Origin of the sequence: Kitasatospora sp. NPDC048296 (assembly GCF_043201815.1) — a bacterium.
Taxonomy (GTDB): Bacteria; Actinomycetota; Actinomycetes; order Streptomycetales; family Streptomycetaceae; genus Kitasatospora.
In genome coordinates this window covers 1-15,353 of record NZ_JBICZB010000035.1, presented here as the reverse complement: position 1 = coordinate 15,353, position 15,353 = coordinate 1, and the positions used below count along the sequence as shown (strand labels likewise).

11 protein-coding genes are annotated in these 15,353 nt (G+C 71.5%); 1 reads left to right on the top strand and 10 read right to left on the bottom strand.

Annotated features, from left to right (window positions below):
• Positions 1-23: 23 nt before the first annotated feature.
• The 9 genes from cydD to ACGF12_RS21250 all read right to left on the bottom strand — a co-directional run bounded on the left by cydD (position 24) and on the right by ACGF12_RS21250 (position 13,114).
• Positions 24-3,674: a thiol reductant ABC exporter subunit CydD gene (gene cydD / locus ACGF12_RS21290; RefSeq protein WP_393032122.1), complete on the bottom strand. Its 3,651-nt coding sequence runs from the start codon at positions 3,672-3,674 to the stop codon at positions 24-26.
• 4 nt (positions 3,675-3,678) lie between these two features.
• Positions 3,679-4,722, bottom strand: coding sequence for a cytochrome d ubiquinol oxidase subunit II (gene cydB / locus ACGF12_RS21285; RefSeq protein WP_393032119.1), 1,044 nt, complete (start codon positions 4,720-4,722; stop codon positions 3,679-3,681).
• A 38-nt stretch (positions 4,723-4,760) separates the two neighbouring features.
• On the bottom strand, positions 4,761-6,305 hold the full coding sequence (locus ACGF12_RS21280) for a cytochrome ubiquinol oxidase subunit I (protein WP_393032116.1): 1,545 nt from the start codon (positions 6,303-6,305) through the stop codon (positions 4,761-4,763).
• Between the two features lie 355 nt (positions 6,306-6,660).
• A complete protein-coding gene (locus tag ACGF12_RS21275; protein WP_393032112.1) occupies positions 6,661-8,022 on the bottom strand; it encodes an oxygenase MpaB family protein in 1,362 nt (453 codons plus the stop codon).
• On the bottom strand, positions 8,015-8,626 hold the full coding sequence (locus ACGF12_RS21270; RefSeq protein WP_393032109.1) for a Uma2 family endonuclease: 612 nt from the start codon (positions 8,624-8,626) through the stop codon (positions 8,015-8,017). The genes ACGF12_RS21275 and ACGF12_RS21270 overlap by 8 nt, the downstream gene beginning before the upstream one ends.
• A gap of 99 nt (positions 8,627-8,725) precedes the next feature.
• Complete coding sequence (locus tag ACGF12_RS21265) at positions 8,726-9,931, bottom strand: RNA-guided endonuclease InsQ/TnpB family protein (protein WP_393032106.1); 1,206 nt, start codon at positions 9,929-9,931, stop codon at positions 8,726-8,728.
• Positions 9,932-10,063: 132 nt separating this feature from the next.
• Positions 10,064-11,575: a sensor histidine kinase gene (locus tag ACGF12_RS21260; RefSeq protein ID WP_393032103.1), complete on the bottom strand. Its 1,512-nt coding sequence runs from the start codon at positions 11,573-11,575 to the stop codon at positions 10,064-10,066.
• A gap of 12 nt (positions 11,576-11,587) precedes the next feature.
• Entirely contained in the window at positions 11,588-12,415 is an 828-nt protein-coding gene (locus ACGF12_RS21255) for a response regulator transcription factor (RefSeq protein ID WP_393032101.1), read from the bottom strand.
• A 204-nt stretch (positions 12,416-12,619) separates the two neighbouring features.
• On the bottom strand, positions 12,620-13,114 hold the full coding sequence (locus tag ACGF12_RS21250; protein ID WP_393032097.1) for a carboxymuconolactone decarboxylase family protein: 495 nt from the start codon (positions 13,112-13,114) through the stop codon (positions 12,620-12,622).
• A 223-nt stretch (positions 13,115-13,337) separates the two neighbouring features.
• On the opposite strand from ACGF12_RS21250, the gene ACGF12_RS21245 reads away from it, so the two are divergent.
• Complete coding sequence (locus ACGF12_RS21245) at positions 13,338-14,396, top strand: LUD domain-containing protein (protein ID WP_393032092.1); 1,059 nt, start codon at positions 13,338-13,340, stop codon at positions 14,394-14,396.
• Between the two features lie 27 nt (positions 14,397-14,423).
• On the opposite strand, the gene ACGF12_RS21240 is transcribed toward ACGF12_RS21245, so the two are convergent.
• Positions 14,424-15,158, bottom strand: a complete 735-nt coding sequence (locus tag ACGF12_RS21240; protein ID WP_393032089.1) for a helix-turn-helix domain-containing protein — start codon at positions 15,156-15,158, stop codon at positions 14,424-14,426.
• Positions 15,159-15,353: the final 195 nt, after the last annotated feature.

Here is a 15,353-nt window from a genome sequence, read left to right as displayed (position 1 = left end):
GACGCGGCTTTTGCACGTGGCCGTCAGCGGCCCACCGGCTCCAGCAGCAGCCCGTCCGCCTCCCGCTCCCGGCGCCACATCGCGTGCAACCGCCCGTCCGGGTCGGCGACCAGCTCGGACCAGCGGCCGCGCTCGGCGACCCGGCCGCCGTCCAGCACCAGCACCTCGTCCACGGCGGCGTCGTCCAGCCCGGCGAGCCGGTGGGTGATCAGCACGGTGGTGCGGCCCTCGGTGGCGGCCAGCAGGTCGGCGGTGAGGGCGTCGGCGGTGGGCAGGTCGAGGTGCTCGGCGGGCTCGTCCAGGACCAGCACCGGGAAGTCCGCGAGCAGCGCCCGGGCGAGCGCGAGCCGCTGCCGCTGGCCGCCGGAGAGGCGGGCGCCGTGCTCGCCGACCATGGTGTCCAGGCCCTCCGGCAGGCCGTCCGTCCAGTCCAGCAGCCGGGCGGCGGCGAGCGCGGCGCGCAGTTCGGCCTCGTCCGCGCCCGGGCGGGCCAGCCGCAGGTTCTCCCGCAGGGAGCTGTCGAAGACATGGGCGTCCTGGGCGCAGAGGCCGATCACCCGGCGGACGTCCTCGCCCGCGAGCGCGCGGCTGTCCACAGCCTGTGGACGACCGGCGGCGAAGGTGACGGACCCGGCGCCCGGCTCCAGGAAGCGCAGCAGCGCCAGGGCGAGGGTGGTCTTGCCGGAGCCGGACGGGCCGACCACGGCGATCCGGCGGCCGGGGGCGAGGTCGAGGTCCAGCCCGGTGAGCGCGTCCACGGCCTGCCCGGGGTGCCGTACGGTCAGCCCGCGCACCGCGACGGGCAGCGGCTGCTCGGGCAGTTCCAGGGGCTCGGCGGGCTCGGCGACGGGCTCCGGCGCGAGGAGCAGCTCGTCCAGCCGGGCCCGGGCGGCGCGGCTGCGCTGGCGGGCCTGGACGGCGAGCGGCATCCCGGTGACGGCCTCGAAGGCGGCCAGCGGGGTCAGCACCACCAGCGCCAGGCAGACCGGGGCGAGCGCCCCGTCGCGCACCCCCTGGATGCCGACGGCCGCCGCGCCCACCACCGTCAGCCCGGTGAGCAGCGCGATCAGCCCGGTGCCGAGCGCGGTGGTGGCGGCCGAGCGGGCGGCCAACCGGGTCAGCGCGGCGTCGGCGGTGCGGACGACGGCCAGCCGGCCGGGCAGCGCGCCGGCCACGGTGAGCTCGGCGGTTCCGGTGAAGGCGTCCACCACGGCGGTGGACAGGTGTCCGCGGGCCGGGGCCTGGCGCCGCTCGGCGCCGGCCGACCAGCGGCCGGCCAGCGCGGGCACCAGCACGCCGGCGAGCAGCAGCCCGAGGCCGAGCACCAGCCCGGCGGCGGGCAGGAAGACGCCCAGCGCCACCGCCGAGCCCAGCGCGACCACGCCGGCGACGGCGGCGGGCAGCCGCCAGCGCAGGTAGTGGTCCTGGATCGCGTCGACGTCGGCGACCAGCCGGGAGAGCAGGTCCCCGCGCCGGAAGGCGGGCAGTCCGGCCGGGGCGAGCCCGGTCAGCCGCCGGTAGACGGCGGCCCGCAGGGTGCCGAGGGTGCGCAGCACGGCGTCGTGCGAGACCAGCCGCTCGGTGTAGCGGAAGAAGCTGCGGCCGATGCCGAAGGCGCGGACCGCGGTGACGGCCATCATCAGGTAGAGCACCGGGGGCATCTGGGAGGCCCGGGAGATCAGGTAGCCGGAGGTTGCCATCAGGGCGACGGCGCAGCCGAGGGCGAGCGAGCCGAGCAGCACGGACAGTGCCAGCCGGGGGGCGGCGGGCTCGCTCGCGGGCTCCTCGGGCACGGCGGGGGCGTCGGTCGGCCGCCCGCTGTGGACGAGCGGGGCTGTGATTCGCCCGCTCGCTGTGACTCGCTCGCTCGCCTCCGGGCGCTCCGACCCGGCGCCGACGCTCCTTGCTCCGGCACTCCCTCCTTCGTCGGTCGCTTGTCGCTCGTCACTTTCGGCACCGGCGCGCCCTTCGGCTCGGGGCGGGACTCGCTCGCTCGCCTCCGGGCGCTCCGACCCTGCGACTCGGGGCGGGTCCAGCCGTACCCGCTCGTCCGCGGCCGCCAGCAGCGCGGGCCGGTGGGCGACGATCAGCACGGTGCGCGCCGGGTCCTCGGCGAGCGTGCGGACGGCGGCCACGACGGCGGCCTCGGAGGCGCCGTCCAGGTTGGCGGTGGGCTCGTCCAGCAGCACCAGCGGCCGGTCGTCGGCGAGCAGCACCCGGGCGAGCGCGAGGCGCTGGCGCTGTCCGGCGGAGAGCCCGGCGCCGTCCTCCCCCAGCTCGGCGTCCAGGTCGGTGACGAAGTCGAGCGCGTGGGCGGCCCGCAGCGCCGTCCACAGCTGCTCGTCGCCCGCGTCCGGCCGGTAGAGCCGCAGGTTCTCGGCGACCGTCCCGGCGAACAGGTGGGGGTGCTGCGGCACCCAGGCGATCTGCCGCCGCCAACCGGCCGGTTCCAGCTCGGCGAGGTCGTACGAACGCCCGTCGGCGGCGGTGATCCGGACGGTGCCGGCCTCGGGGGCGGTGAGGCCGAGCAGCACCGACAGCAGCGTGGACTTGCCGGCCCCGCTCGGGCCGGTGAGGGCGGTGCTGGAGCCCGGACGCAGGGAGAGCGCGGCGCCGTCCAGCGCGGGCACGGCGCGCCCGGGGTGGCGTACGGTCAGCCCCTCGACGGTGATCGTGGCGCCGGTGAGGTCCGGCGTCTCGAGCGTCCCGGCGGCGGGCAGCGGGGTCTCCAGCACCTGGAAGATCTCGTCGGCGGCGGTCAGCCCTTCGACGCTGGAGTGGTAGAGCGCGCCGACCTGGCGGATCGGGAAGTACACCTCTGGGGCGAGGACGAGGATCAGCAGCCCGGTCTCCAGGTCGAGCGAGCCGTCCACCAGCCGGAAGCCGATGGTGACCGCGACCAGCGCGACGGACAGGGTGGAGAGCAGCTCCAGCGCGAAGGAGGAGATGAAGGCGATCCGCAGGGTGCGCAGGGTCGCCCGGCGGTAGTCGGCGGTGATCCGGGCGATGGTGGCGGCCTGGGCGCGGGCCCGGTTGAACACCTTGAGGGTGGGCAGGCCGGCGACCACGTCGAGGAAGTGGTGGGAGAGCCGGGCCAGGGTGTCCCACTGGCGGTCCATCTTCGACTGGGTGGCCATCCCGATCAGCACCATGAACAGCGGGATCAGCGGCAGCGTCCCGGCGATGATCGCGGCCGAGGTGAGGTCGGCGCCGACGATCCGCAGCAGCACGATCACCGGGACGACCACGGCCAGCGCCAGTTGCGGGAGGTAGCGGGCGAAGTAGTCGTCCAGCGCGTCGATGCCGCGGGTGGCGAGGGTGGTGAGTTCGCCGGTGCGCCGGCCCGCCAGGTAGGACGGGCCGAGTGTGGTGGCGTGGTCGAGCAGCCGCAGCCGCAGGGTGGACTTCACCCGGGCGACGGAGCGGTGCGCGGTGAGCTCGGTGAGCCAGCCGACCAGCCCGCGGCCGACGGCCGTCAGGGCGAGCAGCGCCAGCGGTGTGGTCAGTTCGCCGAGGGTGGCGCCGCGCTGGAAGCCGCGGACGACGATCTCGGCGATCAGGCCGGCTTGGGCGACCACCAGGGCCGCGCCCGCCCCGCCGAGGAGCACGGATCCGGCGAGGAAGGCACGGGTGGTGCGGGCGTACCCGAGGAGTCGGGGATCGACGGGCTTCACGGCGTCAGGCCTGGTCGCGCGGGGCGGCCGGGAACTGACCGTTGTGCCCGGTGCGGCCGGGGATGTGCTGGACGCCGATCCGCTTGCGGAACACCCAGTAGGTCCAGCCCTGGTAGAGCAGCACCAGCGGGGTGAACACGGCCGCCACGACGGTCATCAGCTTGAGCGTGTACGGCGCGGAGGCCGCGTTGCCGACGGTCAGGCTCCAGCCGGGGTTCAGCGTGGACGGCATGACGTTCGGGAAGAGCGCCAGGAAGAGCATCGCGACCGCGGCCACGACGGTCGCGCCGGAGAGGACGAACGCCCAGCCCTCGCGGCCGCGCTGGTTGGCCGCCAGCGCGCCGACCAGGGCCAGCCCGGCGATCACCATCGCGACCAGGCTCCTGGCGTTGCCGCTGTGCGCCTGGGTCCAGACCAGGAAGCCGAGGGTGAGCACGGCGGTCGCCAGGCCCGCCTGCAGCGCGGCCCTGCGAGCCCGCTCGCGGATCTCGCCGACCGTCTTGAGCGCCGCGAACACCGCGCCGTGGAAGGTGAACAGGGCGAGCGTCACCAGGCCGCCGAGCAGGGCGTACGGGTTGAACAGGTCCCAGACGGTGCCGACGTAGTTCTTCTGCGCGTCGATGTCCACGCCGCGCACGATGTTGGCGAAGGTCACGCCCCACAGGAAGGCCGGGATGAGGGAGGTCCAGAAGATGGCCTCCTCCCAGTTGCGCTGCCAGCGGGCACCGTCGCGCTTGGCCCGGTACTCGAAGGCCACGCCGCGGACGATCAGGCAGACCAGGATGACCAGCAGCGGGATGTAGAAGCCGCTGAAGAGGGTCGCGTACCAGTCCGGGAAGGCGGCGAAGGTGGCGCCGGCGGCGGTCAGCAGCCAGACCTCGTTGCCGTCCCAGACCGGGCCGATGGTGTTGATCAGCACCCGGCGCTCGGTGGTGTCGCGGGCGAGCGGCTTGGTGAGGACACCGATCCCGAAGTCGAAGCCCTCCAGGAAGAAGTAGCCGATCCACAGGACCGCGATCAGCACGAACCAGACGTCGTGGAGTTGCATGTCAGATCCTCAGTTCCACGGTGGGGTGCGTCAGTGCGTCAGTACGCGAAGGCGAGCGGCTTGTCGGCTTCCTCGTCCGCGGACGGGCCGCGCAGCGTCGGGTCCTTGGCCGGGGGCCGCTCGGTCACCACCGGGCCGGCCTTGGCGTAGGTGACCAGCAGCCGGACCTCGATCACGGCGAGGATCGCGTACAGCACGGTGAAGGTGACCAGCGCGCCGATCTGGGTGCCGACGCCGACGTTGGGGGAGACGGAGCTCGCCGTGGTCATCAGGCCGAACACGGCCCAGGGCTGACGGCCCATCTCGGTGAAGATCCAGCCGAAGCTGTTGGCGATCAGCGGGAAGCCCATGGTCAGGATGCCGATCCGCCAGCCCCACTTGGTGAGCAGCGGGCTCAACTCCCGCTTCGGGGTGAGCATCAGCCGGGGAACCTCGGTCTCGCCGGTGCGGAACTCGGGGCGCAGGAAGAGCTTCCTGCGGGTGGTCCAGAGGCCGACCAGGCCGGCCATGAAGGAGGTCATCCCGAAGCCGATCATGAAGCGGAAGCCCCAGTAGGTCATGAAGACGTTCGGGATGTAGTCCTTGGGGTCGCCGCCGTGCGCGGCGGCCTCGGCGGCGGCGGTGTCGTTGATGCCGGGGACGGCGGAGCTGAAGTCGCTCTTGGCGAGGAAGGAGAGGACCCCGGGGACCTGCAGCTCGACCGAGTTGCGGCCCTTCCCGACGTCGCCGACCGCGAAGATCGAGAACGGCGCGGGCGCCTGGGTGTCCCACAGCGCCTCGGCGGCGGCCATCTTCATCGGCTGCTGCTCGAACATGACCTTGCCGAGGGTGTCGCCGCTGAGCGCGGTGCCGGCGCCGAAGACGACCGCGAGCACCAGGCCGAGCCGCAGCGAGGTGCGCATCACGGCGGTCTTCTTCGGGTCGGCGGTCTCGGGCCTGCGCTTGGCCTTCCAGAGGTGGAAGGAGGCGATGCCGACCATGAAGGCGGCGCCGGTGAGGAAGGCGGCCGTCAGGGTGTGGAAGACGACGGTGAGGGTGGTGTTCTGGAACAGCACCTTGGTGATGTCGGTGAGCTGCGCCTTGCCGGTGGCCGGGTCGATCGCGTAGCCGGTCGGGTGCTGCATCCAGGAGTTGGCGGCCAGGATGAAGTAGGCGGAGAGCACGGTGCCCAGCGAGACCATCCACATGCAGGCACAGTGGATCTTCTTCGGCAGCTTGTCCCAGCCGAAGATCCACAGGCCTATGAAGGTGGACTCGAAGAAGAAGGCGATCAGCGCCTCCATCGCGAGCGGGGCACCGAAGACGTCACCGACGAAGCGGGAGTAGTCGGACCAGTTCATGCCGAACTGGAATTCCTGCACGATTCCGGTGACGACACCCATCGCGATGTTGATGAGGAAGAGCTTTCCCCAGAACTTCGTCGCGTGGAAGTACTTCTCCTTGTTCGTGCGCACCCAGGCGGTCTCCAGCCCGGCCACGATCGCGGCGAGGCTGATGGTGAGCGGCACGAAGAGGAAGTGGTAGACGGTGGTGATGCCGAATTGCCATCGCGCAATGGTCTCGTGAGCGATTGCCAGTTCCACGTCGGCCTCTCTCCAACCGGCCCCTCAGGGCGCTTTCGGACAAACTTCGCCTATAGCCGTAGACCGCTGCTCAAGCACACAAGCTTGTCCGCTTGTGAACGTGAACACGTTCACAAGGCCCAGTATCCATCATCCTTACGGCGGAACCGCAGGTGGGGTGGGGTTGACAGTCGTGTGCCATGCGTCACGGTTTGCGCTGCGGTCCGCACAGTCTGCGGATCGGGCGGGGGCCGGGGCAACGAACGACCGGGCGGACTGCGCGCGGCTCTTGGCCGAACCGGCGCTTGACAGGCTCGCGCCCCGCTCGCTTCGGCGAGCGGGGCGTGCTAGGCGGACTCCCGGTGACGGGCGGCGACTACGGACGGCCCAGGAGCTGAGCGCCCGAGGTGGAGTCGGCGCGGGCCGTGAAGAACTCGGTGAAGCCGCCCAGGAACTCCTCCACCGTGATCCGCCCGTCCCCGTCGGTGTCCAACTGGCGGAAACCGTGCGACAGTTCGGCCGGGTGGACGCGCGGCCCGCCGAACACAACGCGGTACTCGTCGAACTCCAGGAAGCCACTGCCGTCGGTGTCGGCCGCGGTGAACACCGCGCGCAGAGCGGGAAGCAGGCCCTGCTCCAGATAGGCCTCGCCCCGGTCGCAGCCCGCCAGGGTGGCCGCGGTGAACTCCTCCCGGCTGACCTTGCCGTCCCCGTTGGCGTCCATCACCGCACGCAGCTGCTCCCACCAGCCCTCGAACGCCTCGTACACCCGCGCCTCGGCGGCCTCGTCCAGCTCCAGCTGCCAGCACACGTTGTGCGCCATCGCCCGCAGGTCGTGCACGGTGATGTAGCCGTCGCCGGTCTGGTCGAGCACCTCCCGGAAGAACCGGTCCACCCGGGGCCCGCGCGCGTCCCGACCCGGCCGGAACCGGCGCGGCGGGCGCCCCTCCGCCGGGGAGCGGTAGCGCAGCCGGTCCGGGAGGAGCGGGACGACGGCCCCGGCGCCGCGGTGCACCAGGGCGGACAGCAGCGCGCCACGCCGACTGCGGGCCACCCCGAACCGCTCCCGCACCGCCGACGGCAGGTCCGCCACGGTCAGCTCCCGGATCACCCGGGCGACGACCACCCGGGTGATCCGCCACCCGGCGTCCCCGAGGAACCAGAGCCGGCGGGGGCGGGGCGCCTCGCGCAGGATGTCGTCCAGCAGGTAGCGGGCGGCCTCGGTGAGCTCCAGCCGCTCACGGGCGTACCGGGCGAAGTAGGCGGGCAAGTCTGCGGCGCTCTTGGGCAGTTGCCCCTCCGGAAGGCCGAAGGCCGTGATGGCCTCCTTGAACTCGCCGTACAACAGCTCCAGTTGCCCGGCATCGTACGGGTCCCCACCCAGGCGCCGCATCGCGACCACGCACTCGAACAGCGTCAGCAGCACCCACACCCGGGTCGCCGCGTCCCGGGCATCGTACGGCTGCCCGTCCGGCGTCTCCCCCCGGATCCGCTTGTGCGCCCGGTCCAGCCGCGCGACCTCCCGCCGCAGCGCCTCCGCGTCCTGGTAGAACAGCCGCCGACCACTCCCGAGCGTGTGCTCGATCCGCCGCCACGGATGCGCCCGGTACGTCGAGTGCTCCTCCATCCCGGCCGCCACCACCGGATCCGCCGCCTGCAACACCAGCAGGCGCCAGGCGACGAGGGCGACCCGCCACTCGGACAGGTCGCGCTTGAACGACACGGCGGGGTCAGGCACGTCGCACTCCAGTGATTTCGGGGCCGATCACGAAGCCCTTGGCGGGGCCCTCCGGGATGACGGCCTCCTCGCCGTACGGAGTCCGGGCCGAATACTCGTAGGCGCGGCGCTCGCGGTCCGGCCCGGTGAGGATGGTCACCGTGCCACCGTCGTCGTAGTCATCGATGATCACGTACACCGGGATACCGGCGCGGGCATAGGCACGGTGCTTGAGGACATGGTCGCGCGTCCGAGCCTCTGCGTCTGGCGAGACTGTCTCGACCGCTAGCGCGATTCCGGAGGCCAGCAGGCCCAGTCCTTCCGGGTGGTCGATCTGCTCGACATCTCTCGGGCCGACGAAGGCGTCCGGGATGAGCACCTTGAGCCCATGAATGATGTTGCAGCCATTTCCTGACACCCAGCCACTTCCCCGCAGGTGGTCATACAGGCCATGGAGCACCTGCCTGTTGACAATGAAGTGCCGGGTTCCGCCGGTGGGCGACAACGTGATCGCCCCCTCGATGATCTCCGCGTGAAAGCCCTCGGGCGCATCCATGGACTTCCATGCTTGCCAGAGCACCTGGTCCAGGTTTACGACGGTCGCCTCAGCAACGAGCGCACTCATTGGGACACCCTTTCCCGTCCAGTTTGACTGCTCCCCCGCCTGAAGGCAGGGGAGTCCGCCTTCGTCTGGAGGATTTCTGACTCGTGCTGCATGGTTGCCCTACGGACAGCCATGTCTTACGCCCTCAACGTCAGCCGGGTTCAGACCTGCCCGGACGAGCATCACGCGGGCGGAGTTCTTGTCCCTGGGGGAGGAGACTCCGCAGGCGGTGCAGGTGTAGGAGCGCATCCCCAGCGGCAGTGCGTGCTTGGCTCTCGCTCCGCAGTGCGCGCAGTCCATCGTGGTGTGCGCGGGGTGGACGAGCCGGACATCCCGGCCGTGCTTGCGGCCCATCTCGATCAGGGTCGTCTTGGTTGCGCCGATGGCGGCGTCAGCGGCCTTCCTGGCCATGGTGGTCTTGGCGAGGAACTTCGGCTTGAAGTCCTCCACGGCTATGCGGTCGTGGTCGCGGACCACCTGCTTGGCCCACTTGCGGGCGGTGTCCTGGCGCTGACGGACAACCTTCTTGTGCTGTTTCGCGGCCTGCCGCTGCGCCTTGCGGTAACCCTTGGTCTGGGCCTTGCCCTTGGGCTGGCGGCGGCGCGCCATCTGCCGCTGGTAGTGCGCGAGACGCTGGGCGGCTTTCTTCCCGTGCTCGGCGTGCGGAAGATCGTGGTCTTCCGATGTCGTGGTGGCAGTCTCCTTGACGCCCCAGTCGATGCCTATCACGCGGCCGGTGGCGGGCATCGGCTCAAGGACGATGGGGACGACGAACGAGCAGTACCAATGGCCGATGCCGTCCTGGTACACGCGCACCGAGGACGGGTCGGCGGGCAGGTCCCGCGACCACACCACCGTCAGCGCGATACCGCCCGCGAGGTGCAGGCGGCCTTTCTTGATCCGAAAGCCGCGCCGAGTGTAGTTCAGCGATGGCCGGGAGTCCTTGAGCTTCTTGTGCCCGGGCATCCCGGCCCGGCGGTGCACCGGAATCTTCTCCCGGATGTCCTTCTGCGCCTTGGCGCGGGACTTACCGAAATCTCGGATGATCTGCTGCTGAGGGACCGAAGACCCATCACGCAGCCAGGCGTTGCGGGTTCGGGCCTCGGTCAGCATCTTGTCGAGCTGCGCCGGACCGCAGGTGTTCTTCTCCCCGGTAACTTTGTTGCGCTGGTGCACGGCCCTGGACTTGGCCACGGCCTCGTTCCATATCCACCGGCACTTGCCCCACTCCGACATGAGCTGGGCTTCGGTGGTGGCCGACACGCGGAGCCGGAACGTCCACCGGGCATGCCCGGTGCCGGTCCCGGCTTCCTGCAGCGTCATCATGATTCGTTTCGCTCTCCGACTTCCCGAAGACTTGCACCCCCGATGGCAGCACGGTCGCACACGACTGAGGGGCCGAGAGAGTGAACGACAGCAGGTTCACCCGATCGAGGGGCTTGGCGAGTCGATAGACGCTCAGGAGACCCGGTCACCATTCGTGGGCAGTTCGACCCGGAACGTGGCGCCCGCGCCCGGTGCGGTGTCCAGGGTGAGGGTGCCGCCGTGCGCTCGGGTGAGGGCGGTCGCGATGGCGAGGCCGAGTCCGCCGCCGCCGCCGTTGTCGCGGCTGCGGGAGGCGTCGACGCGGTAGAAGCGGTCGAAGACGCGCTGGGCCTGTTCCTCGGTGAGGCCGGGGCCGGCGTCGACGACCTCCAGCAGGCAGACCCCGTCGGCCCCGCCGCCGACCCCGATCCGCACCGGGGTGCCGGGCGGGGTGTGCTTGACCGCGTTGCCGACCAGGTTGGTGACCACCTGCCGCAGCCGCGCCTCGTCGCCGAGGACGGGCGCCGCGCCGGGGGCGCCGGTGCCGGAGGGCCCGGTGAGGGCGACGGGGCGGCTCGGGTCGAGGGCGGTGAGGTCGTGCAGCGCGTCGGCGGCGAGGGTGCGCAGGTCCATCGGGGCGAGGTCGAGTGGGCGTTCCTCGTCCAGCCGGGCGAGCACCAGCAGGTCCTCGACCAGGGTGCCCATCCGGACGGCCTCACTCTCGATCCGGGTCATGGTCCGCTTGACGTCCGCGTCGGTGGGCAGCGCGCCCATCCGGTACAGCTCGGCGAAGCCGCGGATGCCGGCCAGCGGGGTGCGCAGCTCGTGCGATGCGTCGGCGACGAAGGCCCGCATCCGGGCCTCGGACTCGGCGCGGGCGGCGAAGGCCGCCTCGATCTGGGTGAGCATGCCGTTGAGCGCGATCGACAGCCGGCCGACCTCGGTGCCCGGCCAGAGTTCGGGCATCCGGTGGGAGAGTTCGCCGGCCGCGATCCGGGCCGCGCCCTCCTCGATCCGGCGCAGCGGCCGCAGTCCGGCCCGGACGGCGAAGAAGCCGAGTGCGGCGATCAGCAGCAGCACGGCGCCGCCGATCGCCAGGAAGGAGGTGCGCAGCTTGCCGATGGTGGCGTCGATGTCCTCGCGGGAGACGGCCACCATGACGTAGGTCGGGGTGGTGGTCGGCGAGGCGTAGGCGCCGATGCCGGGGGTGGGGGTGCGGGGTGCCCGCAGCGGCAGCACCAGCACCCGCCAGCTGTGGTGGCCCCGCTGGTCGGGCAGGTCGAAGGGGACGTCCGGGGCGGTCCGGGTCGGGTCCAGCCCGGCCAGTTGGGGTGCCGGGTCGCTGTCCGAGACGGGCTGGACCATGAGCGCCTGGACCTTGCCGTCCGAGGACAGGTACTGCACCAGGTACTGGCTGGGCAGGCTGATCCGGCGCCCGGTGACGGCGGGCTTGCCGGCGTCCGGTGTGGTGAGCCGGCCGGGGGGTTTGCGGGACAGCGGCAGCCCGTAGCGCTGGAGCTGTTCGTCCAGCTGCTCCACCAGCTGTGTCCGCACGATGCCGAGCACGAAGGTGTCGCTGACCGCGAGTCCGGTGGTGACCAGCGCGAGCGCGAGGACCAGTAGCCGGGCGCGCAGCGACAACCTGGAGGAGAACCGGGCGAACACGGGCGGGTCCGGTCAGCCCTGCGGGGGGCGGCGCAGCGCGTAGCCGATGCCGCGGACGGTGTGGATCAGCTTGGGGCCGTGGGCCGGGCCGGAGTCGAGCTTGCGGCGCAGGTAGGAGATGTAGGACTCGACGATGGAGAGGTCGCCGCCGAAGTCGTAGGCCCAGACGTGGTCGAGGATCTGCGACTTGGACACCACCCGGCCGACGTTGGCCATCAGGTAGTGCAGCAGCTTGAACTCGGTCGGGGAGAGCGAGACGGGGGTGCCGGCCCGGGTGACCTCGTGGGCGACCGGGTCGAGGCTGAGGTCGGCGACCATCAGCCGGCCGTCCTCGGCGGGCCCGCCTGCCCGGCGCAGGATCGCGCGGATGCGGGCGATCAGTTCTTCCAGGCTGAAGGGCTTGGTGACGTAGTCGTCCGCGCCGGCGGCCAGGCCCTGCACCTTGTCGCCGACGCCGTCCTTGGCGGTGAGGAACAGCACCGGCAGGTGGTCGCCGGGGTGCCCGTGCGCGGGGCCGGCGATCTGGCCGCGGGTGGTGCGCTCGCGCAGCTTCTCGACGACGGTGAAGCCGTCGAGGTCGGGCAGCATGACGTCGAGGACCACCAGGTCCGGTCGCTCGACGGCGATCAGCTCCAGTGCCTCGGTCCCGCTCGCTGCGGAGGCGACCCGGAACCCGGAGAAGCGCAGCGAGGCGGCGAGCAGCTCGCGGATGTTCGGCTCGTCGTCCACGACGAGGAGGAAGGCCTCGCCCTGGCCCCCGGCCACGGCGGAGCCGCCCGGTGTGGTGACAGTGCCTTGCACGGGGGTTTCGCCTCCCGGTCGGACGATGACGTTCAGCATGAGGCTAGCTCTCGGAGGCTATGCGGCATGGATGAATGTTGGATTAACACCTTATCGGTCGGTTTTTGAGCGACAAGCCCGCAGGGGCGGGCTCGGTGGTGTGCGCACGGGCCCCGGGGGCGCGCACCGGCTTCGGGGGCTCGCGGGGAAGCCTACGGCCGGGGAGAGGGACCCCCGGCCGTAGGCTTCCCCGCGCTCAGCGGCTCAGTCGCTCAGCTGCGCGGCGGCGTGAACGTGCTGCCCGGCCTGGTAGCTGCCACCGGGCTGGCGGATCATGACGTTGGCGCGGTTGAACGCGTTGATCAGGGCGATGAGGCAGACCAGCGCCGCGAGCTGCTCCTCGTCGTAGTGCTTCGCCGCGTTCTCCCACACCTCGTCCGTCACCCCGCCCCCGTCGGCCAGTCGGCTGCCCTGCTCCGCCAGCTCCAGGGCGGCCCGCTCGGCGTCCGTGAACACCGTCGCCTCCCGCCAGACCGCCACCAGGTTCAGCCTGGTCGCCTCCTCCCCCGCGAACACGGCCTCCTTGAAGTGCATGTCCACACAGGCCCCGCACCCGTTGATCTGGCTGGCCCGCAGCCGCACCAGCTCCTGGGTCGCGTACGGCACGGTCGAGTCGGCGATCGGCTTGTTGGCCGCTATGAGGTGCTTGAAGACCTTGCCCATGACCGGGCTGGCGAAGGCGTTCAGGCGGGCTTCCATGGTGTACTCCCTCGGGATCGAGCTTTCCGTTGCTGTCCCTTGAGACAGGGCAGCCGGGCGGCCCGTGACAGCCGCCGGTGTGTCCCGCGTCACTCCGCCCAGGGGCGGAGCTTCTCCGGGTCGCGCACCGGGCAGCGCGCCGGGACGAGAGGCGACGGCGGCGGACGTCACAGTCCGGCGCGCGGTCCTGTCGTACTCGGCAGGACCGAACGGAGGAACCCCCGTGAACGACTTCCAGGCGATCGCCGACCGCGTCGAGATCCAGGCGCTGCAGGCCGAGTTCACCGACGCGGTGATGATGCGCGACCGTGCCCGCCTCTCGAAACTCTTCACGCCGGACGGCGTGCTGCGGATGCCCGACATCCCCGTCGAGTTCATCGGCATCGAGCAGATCCGGGTCGGCGGCGAGAAGCTCCAGGAGCAGTGGGACTTCTTCGTGCAGAACACCCACCCGGGCGTGATCGAGATCAACGGCGACACCGCGAGCGGCCGCGCGTACATGCACGAGACCGTCCGGCTGAAGAACGGCTTCCAGGGGATCAACTACGCGATCTACCACGACCGTTACCGTCGAACGGCGGAGGGCTGGCGGTTCGCCGAGCGGGTCTACGAGATCCGCTACCTGGACACCTCCCCGCTGACCGGCTCGGCCCCGGGTGCGGCGCAGGCGCGTCCGCCGTTCACCGACCCGACCCCCGCGGACCGGCTGGAGCGGGCAGCCGCCGCGCTGGCGGAGCACGGCTTCACCGTCGAGGTCCTCGACGACGCCGCCGCCGCGCGCACCCGGGTCCACGAGCTGATCCCGGCGGGAGCGAGTGTGTTCACCGGGACCAGCGAGACCCTGCGACTGTCCGGCCTCGACGAGGACATCAACACCGGCGACCGCTACCGGTCCATCAGGACCAGGGCGCTGAGCATGGACCAGCCCACCGAGGCCGATCACCTCCGGCGTCTGACCGCCACCCCCGACGTCGTCGTGGGCAGCGTCGCCGCCGTCACCGAGACCGGCTCCCTGGTCATCGCCTCGGGCACCGGCAGCCGGCTGCCCGGCTGCGTCGGAGGCGCCGGGCGGGCGATCTGGGTCGTCGGCGCGCAGAAGGTGGTCCCCGACCTGCCCACCGCCCTGCGCCGGGTCCAGGAGCACGCCCTGCCACTGGAGGACGCCCGCACCCGAGCCGCGGACGAGCAGCCCAGCGCCGTCAACCAGCTGCTGGTCCTCAACGCGCCGGCCCGGCTCACCCCTGGCACCGTCCTGCTGCTCCGCGAGGCCGTCGGGCTCTGAGGCCTGCGGATTCTCAGGCCTGCGGGCTCAGTCGGCCCCGCCCGAGGCCGGTTCGGGCTTGCTGTGGAGGATTTCACGGGCCTGCTCGGCGGCGCGGGCGATGCTCTCGGAGACGAAGTCCATGAAGCGGGCGACGTTCTCCAGCCGGACGCCGGCCGGGGTGGCGGGGCCGAGGACCCCGGCGCCCTGTCGGGCGATCTGGACGAACTGGGCGTTGGCGCGGGCCGTGGACATCATCGACTGGTACCAGACGTCGTCGTCGACCACGTAGCGCTCACGGCGGCGGTCGTCGCGCTCCCGGCGGACCAGGCTCTGGCTCTCCAGGAACGCGATCGCCTTGGAGACGGACGCCGGGCTGATCTGGAGGCGCTGGACGAGTTGGGAGGCGGTGAGGCTGCCCTCGTCGGTGGTGAAGAAGCAGGCCAGCACCCGGGCCGTCATCTTGGGCAGGCCCGACTGGATGAAGACGGAGGCGAACATCTCCTCGTACTCGCGCACGGCCTCGACGTCACGCCCGTGCTCCGGCGAGGGCCCGCCCGCCTTCCGGGGCGCGGGCTGCCGGCGGCGCTGGGCGCGCTGTTCGGTGGCGCGGTGGGCGAGTTCGGCGCGGTAGCCGGTGGGGCCGCCGTTGCGCATCACCTCGCGCGTGACGGTCGAGGTCGGGCGTTCCAGGCGGCGGGCGATCTCCGCGTAGGCGAGGCCGTCGGCCAGGCCCAGCGCGATCTGCTGGCGTTCCTGCTGGGTGAGTCTGCCTCCCGGCATCGAGGCCTCCTTCGTGGCGTCCGTGGATGGTTTCAGCATAGCGTTCATTTCACATTCATTGCAACGAGGCAACCAGCGGTTGTTGCATTCGATTCACGATCACTGCAACGATTTCACCGCATCCACCTGCGGTGATGGCGTTTTGACGCAACGCGGATGTTGCCAGATGTGCGAACGCAACGTAGCTTTTCCGTT